20 protein-coding genes and 1 tRNA gene are annotated in these 21,287 nt (G+C 69.1%); 9 read left to right on the top strand and 12 right to left on the bottom strand.

Annotated features, from left to right (window positions below; all coding sequences use genetic code 11):
- Positions 1-3: 3 nt before the first annotated feature.
- Together OG884_RS07295 and OG884_RS07290 are read right to left on the bottom strand one after the other, a co-directional pair.
- On the bottom strand, positions 4-384 hold the full coding sequence (locus OG884_RS07295; protein ID WP_326643434.1) for a roadblock/LC7 domain-containing protein: 381 nt from the start codon (positions 382-384) through the stop codon (positions 4-6).
- A gap of 259 nt (positions 385-643) precedes the next feature.
- Positions 644-1,291 (bottom strand): class II aldolase/adducin family protein, encoded by a 648-nt coding sequence (locus OG884_RS07290; RefSeq protein ID WP_326643432.1) that lies wholly within the window; start codon positions 1,289-1,291, stop codon positions 644-646.
- 331 nt (positions 1,292-1,622) lie between these two features.
- On the opposite strand from OG884_RS07290, the gene ngcE reads away from it, so the two are divergent.
- From ngcE to OG884_RS07265, 5 genes are all read left to right on the top strand, one after another.
- Positions 1,623-3,080, top strand: coding sequence for an N-acetylglucosamine/diacetylchitobiose ABC transporter substrate-binding protein (gene ngcE, locus OG884_RS07285; RefSeq protein WP_326643430.1), 1,458 nt, complete (start codon positions 1,623-1,625; stop codon positions 3,078-3,080).
- A 5-nt stretch (positions 3,081-3,085) separates the two neighbouring features.
- Positions 3,086-3,997, top strand: a complete 912-nt coding sequence (locus tag OG884_RS07280; RefSeq protein WP_326643428.1) for a carbohydrate ABC transporter permease — start codon at positions 3,086-3,088, stop codon at positions 3,995-3,997.
- The gene (locus tag OG884_RS07275) at positions 3,997-4,902 is read left to right on the top strand and encodes a carbohydrate ABC transporter permease (protein WP_326643425.1); all 906 of its coding nucleotides are present in this window, start codon (positions 3,997-3,999) and stop codon (positions 4,900-4,902) included. Before OG884_RS07280 ends, OG884_RS07275 begins: the two co-directional genes overlap by 1 nt.
- Positions 4,903-5,133: 231 nt before the next feature.
- Entirely contained in the window at positions 5,134-5,424 is a 291-nt protein-coding gene (locus tag OG884_RS07270; RefSeq protein ID WP_326643424.1) for a 4a-hydroxytetrahydrobiopterin dehydratase, read from the top strand.
- A gap of 200 nt (positions 5,425-5,624) precedes the next feature.
- Positions 5,625-6,194, top strand: a complete 570-nt coding sequence (locus tag OG884_RS07265) for a superoxide dismutase family protein (protein WP_326643422.1) — start codon at positions 5,625-5,627, stop codon at positions 6,192-6,194.
- Between the two features lie 40 nt (positions 6,195-6,234).
- Here OG884_RS07265 and OG884_RS07260 read toward each other — a convergent pair whose 3' ends face one another.
- Both OG884_RS07260 and OG884_RS07255 read right to left on the bottom strand, forming a co-directional pair.
- Positions 6,235-7,221: a pirin family protein gene (locus OG884_RS07260; protein WP_326643420.1), complete on the bottom strand. Its 987-nt coding sequence runs from the start codon at positions 7,219-7,221 to the stop codon at positions 6,235-6,237.
- 96 nt (positions 7,222-7,317) lie between these two features.
- Positions 7,318-8,166 carry a spermidine synthase gene (locus tag OG884_RS07255; protein ID WP_326643418.1) on the bottom strand — a complete coding sequence of 283 codons (849 nt, stop codon included), beginning with the start codon at positions 8,164-8,166 and terminating at the stop codon, positions 7,318-7,320.
- Between the two features lie 223 nt (positions 8,167-8,389).
- Here OG884_RS07255 and trhA point away from each other — a divergent pair, with 223 nt between their 5' ends.
- Both trhA and lat read left to right on the top strand, forming a co-directional pair.
- The gene (trhA, locus tag OG884_RS07250) at positions 8,390-9,058 is read left to right on the top strand and encodes a PAQR family membrane homeostasis protein TrhA (protein WP_326643416.1); all 669 of its coding nucleotides are present in this window, start codon (positions 8,390-8,392) and stop codon (positions 9,056-9,058) included.
- 276 nt (positions 9,059-9,334) lie between these two features.
- Complete coding sequence (lat, locus tag OG884_RS07245; RefSeq protein WP_326643414.1) at positions 9,335-10,741, top strand: L-lysine 6-transaminase; 1,407 nt, start codon at positions 9,335-9,337, stop codon at positions 10,739-10,741.
- On the opposite strand, the gene OG884_RS07240 is transcribed toward lat, so the two are convergent.
- The 7 genes from OG884_RS07240 to OG884_RS07210 all read right to left on the bottom strand — a co-directional run bounded on the left by OG884_RS07240 (position 10,683) and on the right by OG884_RS07210 (position 16,985).
- Entirely contained in the window at positions 10,683-10,937 is a 255-nt protein-coding gene (locus tag OG884_RS07240) for a helix-turn-helix domain-containing protein (RefSeq protein ID WP_326643412.1), read from the bottom strand. The two genes, lat and OG884_RS07240, sit on opposite strands and share 59 nt — an antisense overlap.
- A 152-nt stretch (positions 10,938-11,089) precedes the next feature.
- Positions 11,090-11,165: transfer RNA gene (locus OG884_RS07235), tRNA-His, on the bottom strand.
- 76 nt (positions 11,166-11,241) lie between these two features.
- A complete protein-coding gene (orn, locus tag OG884_RS07230; protein WP_326643410.1) occupies positions 11,242-11,844 on the bottom strand; it encodes an oligoribonuclease in 603 nt (200 codons plus the stop codon).
- 21 nt (positions 11,845-11,865) lie between these two features.
- The gene (locus OG884_RS07225) at positions 11,866-12,981 is read right to left on the bottom strand and encodes a DUF2510 domain-containing protein (protein ID WP_326643409.1); all 1,116 of its coding nucleotides are present in this window, start codon (positions 12,979-12,981) and stop codon (positions 11,866-11,868) included.
- Positions 12,982-13,036: 55 nt separating this feature from the next.
- Positions 13,037-14,455: a hypothetical protein gene (locus OG884_RS07220; RefSeq protein WP_326643407.1), complete on the bottom strand. Its 1,419-nt coding sequence runs from the start codon at positions 14,453-14,455 to the stop codon at positions 13,037-13,039.
- Between the two features lie 21 nt (positions 14,456-14,476).
- Complete coding sequence (locus OG884_RS07215) at positions 14,477-16,162, bottom strand: serine/threonine-protein kinase (protein ID WP_326643405.1); 1,686 nt, start codon at positions 16,160-16,162, stop codon at positions 14,477-14,479.
- A 178-nt stretch (positions 16,163-16,340) separates the two neighbouring features.
- A complete protein-coding gene (locus OG884_RS07210; RefSeq protein ID WP_326643403.1) occupies positions 16,341-16,985 on the bottom strand; it encodes a pyridoxamine 5'-phosphate oxidase family protein in 645 nt (214 codons plus the stop codon).
- A 67-nt stretch (positions 16,986-17,052) separates the two neighbouring features.
- Here OG884_RS07210 and pdxR point away from each other — a divergent pair, with 67 nt between their 5' ends.
- The gene (gene pdxR, locus OG884_RS07205) at positions 17,053-18,447 is read left to right on the top strand and encodes a MocR-like pyridoxine biosynthesis transcription factor PdxR (RefSeq protein ID WP_326643401.1); all 1,395 of its coding nucleotides are present in this window, start codon (positions 17,053-17,055) and stop codon (positions 18,445-18,447) included.
- 67 nt (positions 18,448-18,514) lie between these two features.
- Here pdxR and OG884_RS07200 read toward each other — a convergent pair whose 3' ends face one another.
- Positions 18,515-19,600, bottom strand: a complete 1,086-nt coding sequence (locus OG884_RS07200; protein ID WP_326643399.1) for a GNAT family N-acetyltransferase — start codon at positions 19,598-19,600, stop codon at positions 18,515-18,517.
- Between the two features lie 196 nt (positions 19,601-19,796).
- Between OG884_RS07200 and OG884_RS07195 the strand changes: the two genes are divergently transcribed.
- Entirely contained in the window at positions 19,797-20,822 is a 1,026-nt protein-coding gene (locus OG884_RS07195) for a phosphotransferase family protein (RefSeq protein ID WP_326643397.1), read from the top strand.
- Positions 20,823-21,287 lie beyond the last annotated feature (465 nt).

Here is a 21,287-nt window from a genome sequence, read left to right as displayed (position 1 = left end):
GCTTCACGTCGAGATCAGGCGGCCGGAAAGGGCCTGGAGGCGGTGGCGGGCCAGTGCCAGGTTCGACCGTTTCAGATCGAGCCTGACGTAAATGACCAGAGGGCCGTCGAAAAGCGTTTCCAACGGCCTCAGTAAATGGTGGCCGCCGTCCGTGGTTATGATCATGTCGTCGATCCGGACCGTACCGCCCGGTGCGGTGACGGCGAGCCCGTCCAGCGTCGCGCGCAGGGTCTCGCTCAGTCCCGCGGCAGATCTCTCCACGTCACCGTGGCGGCTCGCACCACCGGTCGCCACGACCGTCCCGCTGGTCTGATCGATGAGGATCGCGTCCAGGGCGCCGGGGATGGCCATTACCTCAGTGAGGCAGTCTTCGATTCCGAGCACGTGCTCTCCCTTGCCGACGACTTCAACGTCGCCCGGTCAGCGTAGGGAAAGCCCTCGTGGTTCGCCTTTTCTGCCTAGGTCATTGATAGGAAAAAGCGTAGGATTCACCATCTAGGTAGGAAGATATACACCCCGGGTGGGAATCAACCCGTTGGCCGGTCGGTGATAATCGCCTTTTCGTCCGGCTTGAAAACAAGACGGGGCGGGGCCGCGCTGCGGTCGGTCCTCGCGACGGGGGCACAGCGCGGTCGCGCCGCGGTCAGTTCTCGCGACGGGGGAACGTGGGCGGGTCTGCGGCGCGCCGGATCACCGCGGCGAGCTGTTCCTCGGTGAGCACGCGAGGCTCGCCGATGCTCCTGGCCCGCACGTACACCTCGCAGAGCCACTCCAGCAGCCTGGTCGCCTCGAAGGCCCCGTCCAGGTCGTCGCCGATCGTGACCCCGCCGTGGTTGGCCAGCAGCGCCGCGCGCCTGTCCGCCAGCGCGGCTCGGACGGAGGCGGCGAGCTCGGGCGTGCCGTAGGTGGCGTATTCGGCGACGCGGACGGTCCCGCCGAGCAACAGGGCGTTGTAGTGGATCGGCGGCAGCTCGCTCATGGTCGTGGCGACCACGGTGCCGAAGACGGAGTGGGTGTGCACAATCGCGCCGGCGTCGGTGGTCGTATAGACCGCCAGGTGCATGGGGGTCTCCGAGGACGGTCGCAGGTCGCCTTCGACGAGGTGGCCCTCGACGTCGACGATCGGGCAGGCCTCGGGTTCCAGCCGGTCGAGGGAGACGCCGCTGGGCGTCACGGCGACGAGTTCGCCCGCGCGCACGCTGAGATTTCCCGCGGTTCCGACGACCAGTCCGGTCGCGGCGGCTCGGCGGCCGTACTCACATAGCAGGCGGCGCTGCTCGGCCAACAACACGCCGTCAAAAGTAGGGGCTTGCGGTACGGGGCGGCAAACCCTCATTATCTGGTCTAGACCGGTTGCCGCTCATTGGCTGCCGGCGAGCATGGTTCCTTTATCTCGCCGGTTGCGGCCAAGTCAATGGTTCCGGGGAAATATCGGCCACTATGTGCCGTTCTATCATTGAATTGCACCTCCTTGGCGTTTGGTAGTTAGCGGATAGGTCGCGAGGACATCACGGCTTGGTCTAGACCGGCAGGGAAGTCTTGACGCTGGGCTCCGCGGATACGTACCTTCGGGCAAACGTTTAGGAAACTTTCCTAATTGATCCCCCGTTCAGGAGGGTTGCATGTCAAACTCGGTCGGTACGCCCGGAGACATCACCCGGCGGCAGTTGCTCCGCCGGATCGGCATGAGCGCTCTGATCGTCGGCCCGGGCGCCGGGCTGCTCAGCGCCTGCGCCACCGGCGGCGGTGCGGCTCCTTCGGCCGGCACCTCCGCGGCCCCCTCCGCAGGTGGTGCGATCTCCGCGAAGAACCCGTTCGGCGTCGCCGCCGACGCGCCGCTTGAGGTCGTCATCTTCAAGGGTGGCCTCGGCGACGGCTACGCCACCGAGGTGCACGAGCCGCTGTACAAGAAGACGTTCGCCCAGGCGCAGGTCAAGCACGTCGCCACCCAGCAGATCGCGCAGACCCTGCAGCCGCGGTTCGCCGGCGGCGACGTCCCCGACGTGATCGCCAACTCCGGCACCGACCTGATGGACAACGGAGCCCTGCAGCAGGAGGGCCAGCTCCTTGAGCTCACCGAGCTGTGGGACGCCCCCTCGATCGACGACCCGAACAAGAAGGTTCGCGACCTGGTCGCGCCCGGCACCGTCGAGTCGGGTCTCCTCGCGGGCAAGCCGTACCTGATGAACTACGTCTTCTCCGCGTACGGCCTCTGGTACGACTCCGCGCTGTTCGAGAAGAACGGCTGGACCCCGCCGAAGACCTTCGAGGAGTTCAAGGCCTTCGCCGAGAAGGCCAAGGCCGCCGGGGTCACCCCGTTCGCGTACGCGGGCAAGAACGCCGCCTACTACGCGTACTGGATGATCCTCATCTCCGCCGCGAAGATCGAGGGCAACCAGATCCTGCTCGACGTCGACAACCTCGTCGACGGCGTCTGGCAGCGCGACGCCATGAAGCAGTCCGCCGCCGCCTGGGCCGAGATCGCCAAGTACATGGACAAGTCCTTCGAGGGCCTGATCCACACCGCGGTTCAGCTCCGCCAGAACCAGGGCAAGGTCGCCCTCTATCCCTCCGGTTCCTGGCTGGAGAACGAGCAGAAGAGCCAGACCCCCGAGGGGTTCAAATACGCGCTGGCGCCCACCCCCAGCGTCACCGCTGCCGACAAGATGCCCTACGAGGCCATCCGCGCCGCCGCCGGCGAGGCGTACATCGTCCCGGCCAAGGCCAAGAACCCCAAGGGCGGCCTGGAGTACCTGCGCATCATGCTCTCCAAGGAGGGCGCGAGGGGCTTCACCGAGAAGTCGGGCAACATCACCGTCGTGACCGGCGCCGCCGACGGCCTGGAGCTGTCGCCGGGCAACGCCAGCCTCAGCGCCGCGCAGACCGCCGCCGGCCAGAACGTCGTCACCTTCAGCAGCTTCGAGAACTGGTACAAGGAGTTCGAGACCGAGCTGCGCAAGCAGACCAACGCGCTCATGTTCGGCCGCATCTCCGGCGACGAGTTCTGCGAGAAGATGCAGAAGGCCGCCGACAAGACGAAGGCCGACTCGTCCATCACCAAGCAGACCCGGACGGTGTAGCCCCGATGCGGCAAGGCAGGTATCCGTTCATCGTCGGCTTTCTCGCCGCGCCGGTGCTCCTCTACGTGGTCTTCGTGGTCAGCCCGTACATCCAGGCTTTCTACATCGCGCTGACCGACTGGAAGGGCATCTCGGCGAACCCCCGGTTCATCGGCCTGGAGAACTTCGCCAGGCTTCTTGACGACGAGGTCTTCTGGGCTGCGGTGCGTCACCACGGTGTTCTGCTGCTTGTCATGCCGCTGGTCACCATCGTGATCGCCCTGTTCTTCTCCTTCCTGCTCAACCTGAGCGGCGGGCAGCGGGGCGGCCGGATGACCGGGATCCGGGGCTCGAAGGTCTATCGCGTGATCTTCTTCATGCCCCAGGTCCTGGCCGTCGCCATCGTCGGCGTGCTCTTCCAGGCGATCTACAGCCCGGAGCGGGTCGGTGTGGTCAACGGTCTGCTCGACAAGATCGGGGTGGAGCCGGTCGGATGGCTGATCGACCCCGACCTCGCCCTGTGGACGATCATCAGCGTGATGGTCTGGCAGGCCGTCGGCTTCTACGTGGTGCTGTTCTCGGCAGGCATGTCCTCCATCCCCAAGGACGTGTTCGAGGCCGCCGCACTCGACGGCGCGGGCAGGTTCACCCTGTTCTTCAAGATCACGATTCCGCTGCTCTGGGACACCATGCAGGTCGCCTGGGTCTATCTCGGCATCGCCGCCTTCGACGCCTTCGCCTTGGTCCAGGTCCTCTCGGTCGACCGCGGCGGGCCCGACAACGCCACGACGGTGCTCCCGATGGAGATCTGGCGCACGGCGTTCAACTTCTCCAAGTTCGGCTACGCGTCGGCGATGGGCGTGGCGCTGTTCTTCATGACCATCACGTTCGCCGCCCTCACCCTGCGCGTGACCCGGCGCGAGAGGATCGAGTTCTGATGGCCACGGACACGGCTCGCAAGCCCTCCGCCCGCCCTTCCGCCCACGCGCGCGTCAAGCGCGGGAAGGCGAACTCGCTCGGCCCCTTCGGCGCGCTCTCCCACCTCGCGCTCCTGGTCTGGGCGATCCTGATCGTCGGCCCGATCCTCTGGACGTTCCTGGCCTCTTTCAAGACCAATACCGAGATCTTCGGGGACGCCATCACGCTGCCCGCCTCCTTCGGCTGGGACGCCTGGGGCCGGGCCTGGGAGAAGGCACACGTCGGGCAGTACATGCTGAACACCATCTTCGTGGTGGCGTGCAGCACGGCCGGCACCATGCTGCTGGGCTCGATGGCCGCGTACGTGCTGGCGCGCTACACCTTCCCCGGCAACAGGGCGATCTACTTCCTGTTCGTGTCGGGGATGACGTTCCCGGTCTTCCTCGCGCTGGTCCCGCTCTTCCTCGTGGTGAAGAACCTCGGCCTGATCGACACCCACCTCGGCGTGATCCTGGTCTACATCGCCTACTCGCTGCCGTTCACCGTCTTCTTCCTGTCGGCGTTCTTCAAGACGTTGCCCACCTCGGTGGCGGAGGCGGCGATGATGGACGGCTGCTCGCACACCCGGACGTTCTTCCAGATCATGGTGCCGATGGCCAAGCCGGGGCTGGTCAGCATCACGATCTTCAACATCCTGGGTCAGTGGAACCAGTACCTCCTGCCGATCGTGCTGCTGTCGGGCAATGTCGAGGAAAAGTGGCTGATCACCCAGGGTGTCGCCAACATCTCCACCAGCGCCGGGTACGAGGCCGACTGGCCCGGGCTGTTCGCCGCGCTGAGCATGGCCATCATCCCGGTCATGATCGTCTACATCATCTTCCAGCGCCAGATCCAGTCGGGTCTCACCTCCGGTGCCGTCAAATGACCGGATCCGGTCAAATTACAAGCTCCGGCGAGTAATCCGGGGGGTGTCGCCGGGAGTCGTTCTTATAATGGAGCCTGTCCCGGCTGCCCGGCCTCCTGCCCGAACTGGAGCCCCTCCTTGAGGGGACCAGCCACGCCACCGCCATGGCCCAGGGCATCATGGCCATGGCCCGGCGCGCCGGGAGCCTGCCCAGGCTTGGCGTCTTCGCCGGGGACATGATCTCCTGGGAGGATGAACCTGCTTGACGACTCCGCGGTGAACGACAGACTCGCCGGCCTGCCCGAGTGGCGACGCGAGGGAGACGAGATCCGCCGGAAGATCACCGCTATCGACTTCCCGACCGCGATCCGCATCGTGGACGAGGTCGCGGTCGAGGCCGAGAAGCTCAACCACCACCCCGACATCGACATCCGCTGGCGCACCCTTCACCTGGCGCTCAGCACGCACGACGCCGGCGGGCTGACGGAGATGGACTTCACCCTGGCCACCCGCATCGACGAGATAGCCGCCGCCAACGCCTGAACGCCCCCAGGAGGGCCGGGTCGGTTGGCGGCCGTCTTCGCACCTGGCCGGGTGCGAAGGGGCGAAGGGGCGAAGGGGCGAAGGGGGAGGGGCGAAAGCCGGGGATCGCGGAGGCCGGAAGCGGTCAATACCGAGTGTGATCAGACGATTACTGGTTATGGTGGGCGCTGCACTGTTCCGGCCCGCCAAGGAGATCGTGGATGCGCATTCTGGGAGTTCTCGCCGTCGCCCTGCTCTGCGCCGGCTGTGCCGAGCGGGCCGCCGACCCCCATCCGGCAGGGCACGGACCGGCCGCCACCCCGAGCGCCTCGGGGATCCGCCTTGTCGGGGGCGGAGTCTTCTCCGCCCCCGGACCTCGGGCCTCCACCATCGCCTACGACACCGCGCTGGTGCCGCCGGGAGCCGCGGCCCGGGTCACCGCGGAGTCGGGGGCGGTGCTCGCCACCTCCACGGTCACCGTCACGGGCATGCTCCCGGGACGCACGTACGGGGTGCACCTGCACGTCAACCCGTGCGGTCTCAAGCCCGAGGACGCCGGGCCGCACTACCAGCACACCCACACCCACGCCAGTGCCAAGAACGAGGTCTGGCTCGACTTCACCACCGACGCCCGGGGTGAGGCCCGCGCCACCGCCACCCGGGACTGGGCGTTCGTCGCGGGCCGGCTGCCCAGGTCGTTGGTGATCCACGCCGAGCCCACCCGCACCGTCGGCACCGAAGCCGGCAGCGCCGGCCCCCGAGTCGCCTGCGTCACCCTTACCGAGCCTTAGGGCCTGCCCCTTGGGTCCCCCGGTGCCGGGCGTTCCGCGATCAGGCGTGGCCCGCGGGGATGGTGCCGAGGCGTCCCGCCTGGTAGTCCTCGAACGCCTTGGCGAGCTCCGCCTGGGTGTTCATCACGAACGGCCCGTAGTGCGCGACCGGCTCGCCGATCGGACGGCCGCCGAGCACGATGACCTCCATGTTGGGGCTCCGGCTCTCCTGGGTGCCGGCCGCGGAGAGTGTGATGGTCTCGCCGTCGGTGCCCAGTCCCGGAAGGTTGCCGAAGCCGTCGAAGACGGCCAGCCGGCCGGACTCGATCGGCTGCCGGTCGCCGCCGGCGGTGCCGCGGCCCGACAGGACGTACGCGAGCGCGTTGAAATCCTTGCGCCAGGGGAGCGTCAGCTGGGAGCCGGGGCTCAGGGAGGCGTGCAGCAGGGTGATCGGCGTTCTGGTGGAGCCGGGGCCGGTGAACTCGCCGACCTCGCCTGCGATCAGGCGGACCAGCGCCCCCCCGTCGTGACTGCTGAGCAGGACGACGTTGGCCCTGCCGATGTCCTGATACTTCGGCTCGACCATCTTCTCCCTGCCGGGGAGGTTGACCCAGAGCTGGATCCCGTGGAACAGGCCGCCCTTGGCGACCAGCCACTCGGGGGGAGCCTCCTTGTGCAGGATTCCACCGCCGGCCGTCATCCACTGGGTGTCGCCGTCGGAGATCGTGCCGCCACCACCGTGCGAGTCGGCGTGGTCCATCACGCCGTCGATCATGTAGGTGACGGTCTCGAAGCCCCGGTGCGGGTGCCAGGGGGTGCCCTTGGGCTCGCCCGGCGCGTAGTCGACCTCGCCCATCTGGTCCATCATGATGAACGGGTCGAGATACTGGGACTTGATCGTCGCAAGTGCCTTGCGGACAGGGAAGCCCTCTCCCTCGAATCCGCTCGGGGCGGTGGTGATGGCCAGCACCTGGCGCTCGTGGACCGCGTTCAGCGGCTGCGGCAGGCGGGGCAGGGTCAGCGGGTTCTCTACGGTCACGGCCGGCATTGTGGATTCCTTCCTGCGATGTTCGCAGGCGACAACTCAGTTGATGTTTCAACTATTCCATGGCGGGCGAGACCGGGGCGGCGGACCGGTCACGGGTCAGCCGAAGACCGCGGGCGGGGGGACCGGGAGGACCACGGCGTCGCCGTCGTGCAGCGGGCGGGCTCCGGCGATGAACCTGACGATGTCCTCGCCGTACACGCAGCGGGTCTGGGTGAGGCCGCCCGCGGCCCTGCGGGTCAGGTCGGAGACGGGGAGCGGCACGCGGGAGGCGACGACGATGAGGTTGCCGAAGCGGCGGCCCCGCATGACACCCGGCTCGGCGAGCAGCGCGATCTGGGGGAAGGTGCCGCGGACGGTGGCGAGCACCCGGCGGGTGAAGGCCAGCCCCTTGCCGTCGGCGACGTTGATCAGCACGGTGCCGGTGGTGCGCAGGACGCGGGCGACGTCCCCCATGTACTCGGAGGTGGCCAGCTCGATCGGCATCGTGGCACCGCTGAAGGCGTCCAGCACGAGCAGGTCGGCCGAGTCGTCGGTGAGTCCGGCGGTGGCGGTGCGTCCGTCGAGGATCCTGACCTTGAGCCGGGGCACCGACTTCAGCCGGAGCTGGTCCCTGACGAGCTGGACGAGCCCCTCGTCGGGCTCGGCGACGATCTGCCGGGATCCGGGACGGGTCGCCGCGACGTAGCGGGGCAGGGTGCAGGCGCAACCGCCCACGTGCACCGCGTCCAGCGGCCCCTCCCCGAGGAGGTCGACGACGTCGGCCATCAGCCGGACGTACTCGAAGTCGAGGTAGGTGGCGTCGTCGAGGTCGACGTACGACTGCGGCACGCCGTCCTTGGAGACCACCCAGCCGGAGGGCCTGTCGAGATCCTGCAGAAGGTCGACCTCGCCGAAGGTCACCGGATACCGTCCCGGCATCGGCCCCCGCTCTTCCCGCCTGCCCATCAGCTGGATCCTCTTTTCCACGACGTGAACCCGGAGAGAAACCATATGCGCAGCCGAGGGTCCCCGTTTCCATCGCGGTGGAGTTCCCGTCCGGCGGGGTGGAGTCCCGTCCGGCGGGGTGGAGTCCCGTCCGGCCGCGGCGGGGGGAGACGCCGGCCACCCGGTCGCGGCGTGTAGGGGGAATCACAGCCTACGATTTAGTAACTTACGCTACCGTAGGTTTATGGCCACGACCGTTACAGAAACGCTCGCCGAGTCCGTCAAGCCCCGCCTCCGCGGCTGGTTGCACGCCGGGGCGCTCCCCGTGGCACTCGTTGCGGGATTCGTCCTGGTCGCGCTGGGGCCCACCCCGCAGGCGAGGATCACCGCCGCGATCTACGCGATCACCTCCGGCCTGCTCTTCGGAATCTCGGCCACCTATCACCGGGGGGTGCTCTCCCCGCGGACGGAGGAGGTGCTCCACCGGCTCGACCACGCCAACATCTATCTGATCATCGCGGGCACCTACACCCCGTTCGCGCTGCTCGCCCTGGACGGTCAGGCCGGCGCGGTGGTGCTCGGCGTGATCTGGGCGGGTGCGATCGCCGGGGTGCTCTTCCGGGTGCTGTGGGTCGGTGCCCCCCGGTGGCTCTCGACCGCCCTCTACATCGGCCTCGGCTGGACCGCCGTCTTCGTGCTGCCGCAGCTCGTGGCGGGCGCCGGCGTGGTCGCGGTGGCCCTGCTCTTCCTCGGTGGGGTGCTCTACACGGTGGGCGGCGTCGTGTACGCCATGAAGCGGCCAGATCCCTCCCCCCGGTGGTTCGGCTTTCACGAGGTCTTCCACGCCTTCACCGTCGCCGCCTACCTGGTGCAGTACGTGGCGGTCTCCCTGGTGGTCTACGCGGCGGCGTAACGTGCCGCGCTGACGCGAATCCAGGATCCGGGCACCGGGAAGTGCGTAACGGCAGGCCGATTTGACTGATCTGTGGTCTCGGCAGGGGGAAACCCCGGGAAGGGAGACGGTCATACGAGAGGAGCTCGGGCCGCACGGTCCCGGCGCCCGGGTGTCCATGTCCAGCTTGCCGCTATACCGGAAAATCTTCATAAGAGTCGCCTCTGATGCGTAATCTCTCCGTGTAGATGCGTCAATGACGGGGGATCATCTCTTCGGATTACCCGTGGAGGGGACATGGACGTGCACGGCCGTCTCGCTCGTCATCTGCTCGTCGACGGCTACCGGCTGGTGCTGGACCTCGAACGGAGCCGAGGTTCCCGGCTCGTCGACGCCCGCACCGGCCGAAGCTACCTGGACTTCTACAGTTTCTTCGCCTCGGCCCCGCTCGGGGTGAACCCGTTCGACGACGACCCCGAGTTCCTGGCGCTGCTCGGCCACGTCGCCGCGAACAAGCCCGCCAACTCCGACCTCTACACCTCCCACCTCGCCGACTTCGCCGACACGTTCGCCAGGGTGCTCGGTGACCCCGAGCTGCCGCACCTGTTCTTCGTGGAGGGCGGATCCCTTGCCGTGGAGAACGCGCTGAAGTGCGCCTTCGACTGGAAGAGTCGTCTCAACGCCTCGCGGGGGCGATCCCCCGAGCTCGGCGGCAAGGTGCTCCATCTCACCCGCGCCTTCCACGGGCGCAGCGGCTACACGCTCTCGCTGACCAACACCGACCCGGTCAAGACAGACCGGTTCCCGAAGTTCGACTGGCCCAGGATCGAGGTGCCCGCGATCCACCTCGGGGACGTCGAGGCGGCCGAGGAGAGGTCCCTGGCCGCGGCACGGGCGGCCTTCGAGCGCCACCCCCACGACATCGCCTGCTTCATCGCCGAACCCATCCAGGGGGAGGGCGGCGACAACCACATGCGGGCGGAGTTCCTGCTCGCGATGGAGCGGCTCTGCCACGAGCATGACGCCCTTCTCGTCATGGACGAGGTGCAGACCGGCGCCGGGATCACAGGCACCCCCTGGGCCTACCAGCAGCTCGGCCTGAGTCCCGATGTCGTGGCCTTCGCCAAGAAGGTCCAGGTGGGCGGGATCATGGCGGGCCGCAGGGTCGACGAGGTGCCGGACAACGTGTTCCAGGTCAGCGGCAGGATCAACTCGACCTGGGGCGGAGGGCTGGTCGACATGGTCCGCTCCCGCCGGATGCTGGAGATCGTGGAGCGCGACGGCCTGATCCCGCGCGCGGGCAGGCTCGGCGCCGAGCTCCTTGAGATGCTGCTGGAGATCCAGGCCGACTTCCCCGGCCTGGTGGAGAACGCCCGGGGGCGCGGCCTGATGTGCGCGTTCGACCTGCCGGACGCCGCGGAGCGCGACCTGGCGGTGGCCAGGCTCAGGAAGGACGAGGGCGTGCTGGTCCTGCCCTGCGGCGAACGCTCGGTGCGGCTGCGCCCGGCGCTCTCGATCACCTCGGAGGAGCTGGCGGAGGGCACCTCCGCCATCGCCCGTGCCCTGGAGGCCTCCCGCCCGCCGAGGCGTACCGCCCGGCACGGCCTGACGCCTCCGAAGCGGTCCGGAGATGTCGTGCCGCCGTTCAGCAGTGCTGAGGATCCTCGCGCGCGGCCCGTTCCAGCCACAGATCGATCGCGGTGACCCGCGAGTCGACGCCGAGCTTGGCGTATATCCGGTTCACGTGATTCTTCACGGTCTTCTCGCTCAGAAACAGGTGCCGGGCGATCTGCCCGTTGGAGCGACCCGTCGCGATCAGTTCCATGACCTCGGTCTCGCGCCTGCTCAAGCCCGTCACGACTGTGGGTTCCGCGTCGAACGTGGCATCGTCGACTCTCATTCGGCCTCCGTGGTTGCAACACGGTCAGGTCGCCGAAACCCCCGATCCTACGGCGTAGCGATAGCTGCGAGCATAACCCGCAATATCCACTTTTGGTGGGTAAAGGGATTGGAAATACGGAACGGCCGGTCCCGAGGGACCGGCCGTTCTGATGGGGTGAGCGAGGGGACTTGAACCCCCGGCATCTAGGACCACAACCTAGCGCTCTGCCAACTGAGCTACGCCCACCATCGCCGCCGTGGCAGCACATGAAAAGTGTAGCGGTCTTTGGGAGTCGTTTCGTACCGGGTTTCGCGCGAACCGATCAAGATTTCTGCGTGGACACGCTCTCGGCCAGTTCCCTGGCGGTGGCGGAGTCGGGACCAGGCTGGGGCACGAAGACCGCCGCGCGGTAGTAGCGCAGCTCCCGGATGCTCTCCACGATGTCGGCCAGCGCGCGGTGACCGCCCTGCTTCTCGGGCGAGGCGAAGTAGACCCGTGGGTACCAGCGCCGGGCCAGTTCCTTCACCGAGGAGACGTCGATCATCCGATAGTGCAGGAAGGCGTCCACGGCGGCCATGTCACGGGAGAGGAACGACCGGTCGGTGGAGATGGAGTTGCCGCACAGCGGGGCCTTCTTCGGCTCCTTGATGTGTCCCTTGAGGTATTCGAGCACCATGGTCTCGGCCTCGGCCAGCGTGACGCCCTCGCTCAGCGCGTCCAGCAGGCCGGAGGCGGTGTGCATCTCCCGCACCACCTCCGACATCTGCTCGATGGACTCGGGAGGAGGCTTGATGACCACGTCCACACCCTCGTCAAGCTGGTTCAGCTCGCCGTCGGTGACCACGCAGGCCACCTCGACAAGCGCGTCACGGCCAAGGTCAAGCCCGGTCATCTCACAGTCGATCCAGACCAGCAGGTCACTCATAGCCTTCAGGGTAGTACTCACTTACGAGAGCTTGAATGACTTGATCACCTTGTCCACCGTTGAGATGCCGAGATTGTCCGGCACGGTGATGTAGGCCAGCGCCGGTCGGCTGCCCTCACCACGGTCGACGATCAGGAACGCGGCCCGCTCTCGCTTCCACTTCCAGCCGTTGGCCTCGGACTGCTCGGAGAAGTCCAGATCGAAGACGAACAGCCAGGCGTCCTTGCCGCTCACCTTGACGGCCTTGTCCTCGATGATCTTCCGGCGGTGCGGGGGGCTGTAGAAGTTGGGCTCCACGACCTGCAGTAGCGTCGCGGCGACCGAGCGCATGCTCTCGACACCCTGGTAGCCGTACTGGTCGGGAAGCTCGCCGGTCAGCACGTTGCCGACCCAGTTGCCGCCCTTGCCGTCGAAGTTCTCATGGGCGGGGGCGATGGCCGCGCTGGTCCAGGTGAACCCGAGCCCACTGCCGATGCTGGGAGGGACCCGCCACGGTCCTGCGGGGACCTCGTAGGACAGGCCGGTCACCGGGTCGGTGATGCGCCCGTACACCGGCTGGGGCGGCGTGTTCTGCGATGGCCCCGGCCCGGGGGTCGGCTCCTGGCTGGGGGTCGGGCCGGGTTCCCGGCTAGCGGTGGGAGGCGGCGTACGGGGTGTGACGGGCTCGCCGGCGTTGTTCCTGCTGCCGGGGTTGACCAGATACATCGCGGCGACCACGATCACGACGATCAGGACCAGCGCGCCGCCACCGCCCAGGATCCACGGGAGCGGACCGCTCTTGCGCGGCGGTGGCCCGGACGGGTAGCCGTCGTACCGTGGGAGTGGCATCTGCGCCGTGTTGCCGTCCGGCTGCGCCGCGCCCGCCGGTTCCCGCTGTGCGGCCTGCCGGCTCCACTGGCCGGCCGGGTCCGTCCCCGCGAGCTCTCCCGGCGGGGGAGGCGGCCCCATCTGCTGGACACCCTGCCCTGCGGGGTGCGGCTGGGGGAGGGGGCCGGTCTGCGGTCCCTGCGGCGTGCCCTGCCCTGCGGGGGTATCCGCCTGATGGGTGGCGTCGGTCCATTGGTGGCCGTCCCACCACCGCAACAGCGGCGAGCCGTAGGGGTCGGGGTACCAGCCGGAGGGGATCTGCGTGGTCATGGCCGTCAGAGTAGTAAGAACGGCTTTGTACTGCATTGCGGACCTTGCGGACCACTCATGAACATTTGTAGGTGAAGGTGGCTCTGTCCTGGATCTTTTTGCCCTCGGGGACCGGTGAGAGCAGCGACAGGGTGATGGTCCCCTTGAAACTTCCCTCGCCCTTGACCGTCCAGTCCAGGCTTACCTGGTGCGAGGTCGCCCCGGACGCGGTCCGGTCGGTCTGCACGATCGGCTCCTTGCGGTCGCTCCGCTTCCACCGGTAGCGGACCTCCCCGCCCGCGCCGTTGGTGTACAGGACACCGGTGATCTTCACCGTGCTGTCGCATCCCTGGGTCTTCCTGGGGGCGCTGACGTCCACCCTCGTCACCTCCAGCGGTGTCGCCGAGCCGCGGAACAGCCAGAGCGCCAGCGCGCCCACGACCATCAGCGCGAGGATCGCCGAGGAGAGGATCGTACGACCACGACGCCGCCGGGCATGGGGGGCCGCGGCGGCCCCGAGCCTGTCGGAGGGCGGCTCGGTCTGCTGCTGGTCCCGGCCGGTCCGCCAGATCTGGGCGGCCGTGGTCTCGGCGGGCACCCCGGGACCGAAGCGCAGGACCACGTCCTCGGGCCGGTGCTCGCCGGTCCCCGGGGTTCGCTGCTCGCCGGTTCTCGGGACGTGGAGCAGTGTGACGATCTCCCCCTCGTCGGGGGCGGCCGGCACGGGTGGCGGAGGCCCTCCCGGATTGGGCGCCTCGTGTGTCGGCCACCGATGCAGGGTCTCCACGAGCCTGTCACGGGTCGTGAACCCGGACGGTAGCGTGTCGCGCCCGGCGAGCAGGGCGTCGCGCGCGGCGGGGAGTCCTCGGATGGAGGCCGTCGCCGCCACCCTCTCCAGCAGCCCCGCCGCCTCCCGGTCGGCTGAGGCCCAGGTGGCGGCCAGCCCTCGGGCGAGTGACGCCCAGGCGGCCACGTCCCGCTCCGGCGCGGGCGGGCGGCCGAGCAGCGCGTCGAGCAGCCCCCGCTCCGAGAGCAGCGCCGACCCGTCCGGGGCGATCACCACGGTGCCGGGGTGGAGCTCACCGTGGCTGAATCCGGAGGCGTGAACGGCCAGCAGTGCCCGTGCCGTCTCCATCAGGACCGTGGCCGCGCTGCCCGCGTCGGGCCGGGGTGATCCAGGTGCGCCGGACAGCAGGTCGCGCACCGTCGGGCCCGCCGGTTCCGAGGTGATCAGCCAGACCTCGTCCTGGGCCGTGATGAGGTCGGCGATCGGGACCAGCCCGGTCAGGCCGCTCTGCGTGAGCCTGCGGTCGGCGATCACGGCCGCGATCAGCCTCTCGCGGGCCGAGGGATCGGCGACCAGTCGCGGGTCGAATCTGAGCGCGCTTGCCTGCCGCCCGTCGGCCGCGACGGCCGACGACCAGATTCCCAGGTCGTCGGCCCAGGTACGACCGGTCAACCGGAATCCGGCGACGCCGCTCCGGTCAGTGTTCATGATCGTGCCCGCTCCCTGTCCTTAGCGGCGTTTCCTGTACCGTCCCGTCATGCCGCGCTTGACGGTCAGTGTGACCGGCACGGCACCGCTTGTCATCAGACCCAGCGCGAGGAACACCGCGGGGGTCACCGCGGCGGAGGGCAGGGGCGAGCCGGTGAGCTGGGGGGTTCCCTCGGGGGTCGGGGTTCCCGCAGAGGTCGTCCCGGAGGGTGAGGGGGCGGGGGTGGTCGGCCGCGTCCGGGTGGGGGAGGCCGTTGGCCGGGTTGGGGTCGGGGTGGCGGACGGCGGTCTGGTCGTGGGCCTGTCCGGATTACCCGGACTGCTGAGCGTGGAGCTCTCATCGGGGGAGGGAGACGCGGACGCCTTCCTGGTCGGCTTACTCGTCGGCCGCTTGGTCGGCCTCCTGGTGGGTGTCGCCGACGCCTTGGGTGTCGCCGACGCCTTGGGCGTCCTGGTGGGCGGCGCGGTGGGCGGCGCGGGCGGGAGGCCGGAGGTGCTGCCGCTCGGTGTCGGCGTCGCGGAGGGCGCGCCCGCGGTCGGTGACTCCGCGGGTTCGTCCGGCTCGTCGAACTCGTCGCCCTCGTCTCCGGGGAGCACCGTCTCCAGCGGGTCCGAGGGGGTCGGGTCCTGCGTGACGGCGGAACTCTGCGACTGGATCTTCGTGGTGCCGCCTGAGCCGACCAGTACCGCGCTTACCCCGCCGATCACCGCGATGCAGCCGACGCCAATGAGGATCTTGACACTCAGCTTGCCGAGCGAGGAGGTCCTTCCCCTCTTGCCGTCGAGCTCGGTCATGGCCAGCGAGGTGTCGGCCGCCGGGGCGGGGGCGTCCAGCGGGAACATCCCGGCCAGCAGCCCGACGATCCCGGCCAGGCGGCGGCGGCCGCGCTCCTGCCAGTCGGGGCCGTAGGCGTCGGCCGCCACCGCCTCCAACTCGGTGAGGAACGCGGAGGCGGTCGGCGGCCGGTCGGCGGCGTGCTTGGCCAGGCCGCGTTCCACCAGTCCCTGCAGGGCCGGGGGCACCTCCTCGACCGGCGGCGGCATGACCTGGTGCTGGCGGGCCAGCGCGGCGATGTTCGTGGCCCGGAAGGGGCGGGCGCCGGTCAGGCATTCGAAGAACACGACGGTGGCGGCGTAGACGTCCGTGGAGGGCCCGGCCGGTCCGCCCACCCACTGCTCGGGTGCCATGTACGGGGGAGTGCCCGCGGGGGCGTCGCCGTTGCCGGAGCGGACCGCGATGCCGAAGTCGACGAGCTTGCTCTTCCCGTCGGCCTCCACCATCACGTTCTCGGGCTTGAAGTCACGGTGCACCACGCCCGCCGAGTGCGCGGCGGCCAGCCCCATGAGCGAGCCCTTGAGCACGAGCAGCGCCGCCTCGGGGCCGGTCGGCCCCTCAGAGCGCAGCAGCGCGCGCAGGGCGACGCCGTTGATCAGCTCCATGACGATGGCCGCGCCGGCGCCGGTCTCGACGTAGTCGTACAGCCGGACGGAGTGCGGGCTCTTCAGGGTGTTGAGCACCCTGGCCTCGTGCCGGAAGCGCGCCACGAAGCCGACGTCGTTCCTGAGCTCGTCGGACAGATACTTGATCGCTACCAGGGCGCCGTCGGCATCGTGGCGCGCCATCACCACACGCCCCGCCGCGCCGGCGCCCAGCTCGCGGATCTCGGTGTATCCGGGGACTTGCCAGGCCGATGGCGTGCCGTACATAACGGTCTCCTCAGTTGTCTGGGCCCCCACCCATAACAGACGGACCGTAGCCTAGCCATAGAGAAACGTATTTCGCGCATTAATCGCGAATCGGTCTCGCGCCGTATGGCTGATCAGTGCGAGCGGCCGGACTTCGGACCAGGAGGCGCGCCCCGTGGCGTCGGCCTGTCGCGGAGGCTTAGCGAGCGGGCATGGTCCGCGACGCGATGTGCGCGGGGACGGTCAGGTCCCCGGTCATCGCGGGGTCGGGCTCGGGGGTTCCCCAGACCTGGTGGAGCGGCAGGACCCCCGCCCAGATCGGCAGCTCGTAGTCCTCCTCGTCGTCGATCGGCGGGCCCTGCCGCACCTTCACCGACGCCTCGGCGAGGGAGAGGGCGAGCACTGTGGTCGCGGCGAGCTCCTTTCCGGTGGGCGCGCGGCTGGCGTCCCACTGGCCGGGGGCCAGCTGCTCGGTGATGGCCCGCAGCCCGGCCAGGTGCTCCTCGCCGCCCGCCACCCGGCGGACACGGCCGTAGACCATGGCGCAGCGGTAGTTGAGCGAGTGGTTGAAGGCCGAGCGGGCCAGCACGACGCCGTCCAGGTGGGTCACCGTGACGCAGACCTCGTCCGCGTTCCGCAGGGAGGTGGCGCCGGTGGAACCGTGCAGGTAGAGGGTGTCGCCGATCCGGCCGTAACCGGTGGGGACGACCATGGGGAAGCCGTCGACCACGACGCCCAGGTGACAGACCAGCCCGGCGTCCAGCACCGCGTACAGGTCCTCGTGAGAGGTCAGGCCCCTGTTCTTCGAGCGGCCGAGGGTGGTACGGGGAGTCGTAGAGAGCATGGCACTAGTCTAAAGAGAAGTGGACATTCAGAATACGTCCACTTTCACGCACTTATAGGAGACCACTTTGCCGCGCCTCGCCGTCGACCTGCCCGTTTTGGTGGACCGCGACTCCGGCACGGCACTCGCCGTCCAGCTCGGCGACCGCCTCAGGGCCGCCATGCGCGACGGCACCCTCGCCTCCGGCGAGCGCCTGCCCTCCACCCGCTCCCTCGCCGGCCAGCTCGCGGTCAGCCGTACCGTCGTCACCGAGGCCTACCAGCAGCTGTACGCGGAAGGCTGGCTCGAAGGACGACACGGCTCCGGCACCTACGTGGCCGACATGGTGGTTCCCCCCGTGAACGAGCGCGCTCGCGGCCCCCTCGCTCCACCTCCCGCCGCCCTTCCAGGCCGGGACACCCCGCCAGGGGACGGAGAGCAGGTGATCGACCTGCGTCCCGGGCGGCCGTGGGTCCACGACTACGACAGGGCGGCCTGGCGCAGGGCCTGGCGCGGAGCCGCCGACCTGCCGCCGGTGAGCGACCCCGACCCCCGCGGGCTGCCAAGGCTCCGCGTGGCCCTCGCCGAGCACCTGCGCCGGACCAGGGCGATCCCCGTCGGGCCGGAGAACATCATGGTCACCCGGGGCACCGGCAACGGGCTCGACCTGGTCGCCGCCACCTTCCTGCGGCCCGGTGACCGGGCCGGCGTCGAGGAACCCGGCTACCGCGTCGCCAGGAACGTCTTCGCCGGGAGGGGAGCGGAGATCGTGCCCTGCCCGGTCGACGAGGACGGGATCGTCGTGGACCGACTCCCGGACGACCTGCGCGTCCTCTACACCACCCCGGCCCACCAGTACCCCCTCGGCGGCCGCCTGCCCATCCCGCGCAGGGAGCGCCTCCTCGCCTGGGCCCGCCGCACCGGCGCGATCCTCGTGGAGGACGACTACGACGCCGAGTTCCGCTACGACGTCGCGCCGCTGCCCGCCCTGCACGGCCTCGATCCCGAGCGGGTGGTACTGCTGGGCAGCCTGAGCAAGGCCCTGACGCCGGACATCGGCGTCGGCTGGCTGGTCACCCGGCCGAGCCTCATCGAAGCCATCGCCCTGACCAGGGACAATCTGGCAGACCGCACCGGAGGCCCGGCCCAGCAGGCGGTGGCGGTGCTCTGCGAGAGGGGGGACCTGGACCGGCACCTGCGCCGGATGCGGCTGGAGTACGCGCGCCGCCGCGCCGTGGTCGTCGACATCCTCGGCTCCAGGGTCACCGGCGACACCGCGGGCCTGCACGTCATGGTGGAGCTCGCGGAGCACGCGGTCACACCCCTGGTCGAGGCCGCCCGCGCCCGCGGCGTCCTGCTCGACTCGATGGCCCGCCACTACCACGGGCCGCAGCTGCGGCACGGCCTGGTGATCGGTTACGGCTCCGCGTCGCAGGCGGACGTCAGGCGGGGCGTCTCGGTGGTCGCCGGGCTGATCGGGTGAGAGCGGCGTCTCGGTGGTCGCCGGGCTGATCGGGTGAGAAAGGACCGTTCCCACATCGCGGACGCGGTCAGGAGGACTGCAGGGACGTTCGCAGGCGGCCGTACGTCTTGAGCGCGCGGTCGGCGGTGGTGCGCAGCAGCGGGTTGGCCAGGACCGTGCCACGCGCCTTGCGCACCGGCACCCGCAGCATCCAGTGGACCCCGGCGCCGGGGCTCAGCCGGGCGACGCGGCCCTCCGAGACCTCGTACTCGCCGTTCTTCAGCTTCTCCTTGTACTCCTTCTCCCCTCGGCCCATGTCGATGACTCCGATCCCGGCCTCCGCGGCCTTCTCGGCCATGGCCAGGTGGTGAATCAGGCCGGGGGAGTACTTCGCGAAGGCGGTGTCGTAGGCGGGGAACCAGCCCGCGAGCGTGGTGCCGGTGCGCAGGCCGAAGTGCCCGGCGACCGGCTTCTCGTTCACGTACACCATGTCGAGGACACCGCCGAAGTGCTCGGTGTCGGTGGCGAGGAGCCGTTCGACCAGCTCCACGATCCATGGCCGGGCGAACCTGTCGTTGCGGCCGGTGCGGCGATACTGCTCGGTCTTCCAGCCGAGCAGGGTGCGCAGCGGCGCCAGGTCGGTGGTGGCGTAGTCGTGCCGGAGCGTCCCGGCGTCACGCTGGAGCTTGCGGCTCTTGTACGCCGTCGAGCGGTAGGTCTTGCCGGAGGTCACCTTGATCGTCTCGATGTACGACTCGAAACCGTCGCGGAGATCGATGATCGGTGAAGGGTGCCTGCTGTGCCCCGGCTGGAGCAGCGGCTGCCCCGCGATCAGGTGGTCGAACTCGTAGACGGCCAGACCACAGGCCCTGATCAGGCGCCGTGCGTCGATCTCCACGTCCTTGGCGTGGACCAGCCCCTGCGCGTCGGTCAGGCCCGCGGCCACGGGCATGCCGATCCCCATCGGATGGCGTTCGAAGGGGAAGAACCCCACCACGTCCTGTCCTTCGTACAGCACTGCGACCCGGACGCGCTCCTGCAGGGCGCCGACGGTGACTGTGAACTCCGGCGACAGGAACGGGCTGTCGAAAGCGGCGTCGGCACCCTGGAGAGTCCTCCAGCGGTCGATGTCGACCGGTCCGAGATCACGGGGCTGAACGATTGAGACGCGCATGAGCTCCTACTGGGATGTGCGGGGTCCCCTACGTCATCCTGTGCAGGATGCCGTAAAGCTCAAGCATGCTGGTAGGGACGTAATGTAACGATAAAGGATGGAAGGGATCCCCAGCGGTGGGATAGGCAACGTTTCGGGATCTCATTGTGGGGCTCCAGGTGGCGCCCCTGACCCGAGTGGCGTTCTAATGGGGGCCATGAGCACCCCTGGCATCGACTGGCTCCGCCTCGTCGGATGGATCGCCGCCAACGTCCCCGGCGCCGGCGAGCCCACCGGAGTCTCACTGATCGCCGGTGGCAGGTCCAACCTGACGTACGTCGTCGAGACCCCCGGGCGCCGTCTGGTGCTGCGCCGCCCGCCGCTCGGGCACGTGCTGCCGACCGCTCACGACATGAGGCGTGAGTGGCGGGTGATCTCGGCGCTCGCGCCGACCTCCGTCCCGGTGCCCGAGCCGGTCGCCTTCTGCGACGACCAGGACGTGATCGGAGCGCCGTTCTATCTCATGGCGCATGTGGACGGCGCGGCCGTGCGGAGCCAGGAGGAGGCGCGGGAGCTCACCCCCGAGCAGACCCGGAGACTGTCGGAGCGGCTGGCGGAGGTGCTCGCCGCGATCCACGCGATCGACTACCGGAAGGTGGGCCTGGCCGACTTCGGGCGCCCCGAGGGATACATGGCCCGCCAGCTGGAGCGCTGGGGACAGCAGTGGGAGCGGTCGAAGACCGGCGAGTTGCCCGCGTACGACCGTCTGGTGGCACTCCTTCGCGAGCGCCTGCCCGCCCGCTCGGCCTCGACGCTGGTTCACGGTGACTACCGGCTCGACAACACACTCGTGCGAATCTCGCCGGACCCCGACATCCTCGCCGTCGTCGACTGGGAGATGTCCACACTCGGCGATCCCCTGGCGGACCTCGGCCTCACCCTCACCTACTGGCAGGACCCCGGCGACACCGAGCGCGCCTCGATCCCGGTCGCGGCGGGCGTCACCGTGGCCCCCGGCTTCCTCACCACCCGCGAGTTCGCCGCCCACTACGCCAAGGTCTCCGGCGCGGACCTGTCCGACCTGGACTTCTACCTGGCCTTCGGCAACTACAAGCTCGCCGTCATCGTGGAGGGCATCCACGCCAGGTTCAAACAGGGCAAGACCGTCGGCGAGGGCTTCGAGCACATCGGCGCCGCCGTTCCCACGCTCGTCGACCGGGCACTGCGGGTCCTGGAGGGCTGAGTCTCCGGCGGTTGCGATCCCCGGCTGTACTGCGGGTTCTGGAGGGCTGAGTCGGCGGTCGCGGTCCCGCTGTACTGCGGGTCCTGGAGGGGCTGAGTCTCCGGCGGTCGCGGTCCCCGGCCGTTTCGGACTCGTGGCGGGGGTGTCGTACGACCCCGTGACCGGGGGCGTGCCGGGAACTACCGTTGACTTTCAACCGTCATGCAAGTCGTCATGGATACGCTGGCGACACGACCGGTAACGCTTGCCTGTGAACCATCTCAGGCCATCGTCACGCCCGTTGCCACTGTGGAACGCTACATTCGTTGACCTGCGAGGATTGAGGAATCGGTGATACCGACTAACGGACGGCACCAGCGACGGCGCCCGGCCTGGCCGGTCGCGCTGGGGGCGATGGCTGTAACAGCGGTGCTGGTGGTGGGCATTATCGCCTTTGCTGTCAAGCCGGATGTTCCTCGCGGACAG

The sequence above is a fragment of the Streptosporangium sp. NBC_01755 genome, from assembly GCF_035917995.1.
Taxonomy (GTDB): domain Bacteria; phylum Actinomycetota; class Actinomycetes; order Streptosporangiales; family Streptosporangiaceae; genus Streptosporangium.
Note: the sequence above shows the minus strand (reverse complement) of the source record. Positions and strands in the feature narration are given on the sequence as shown.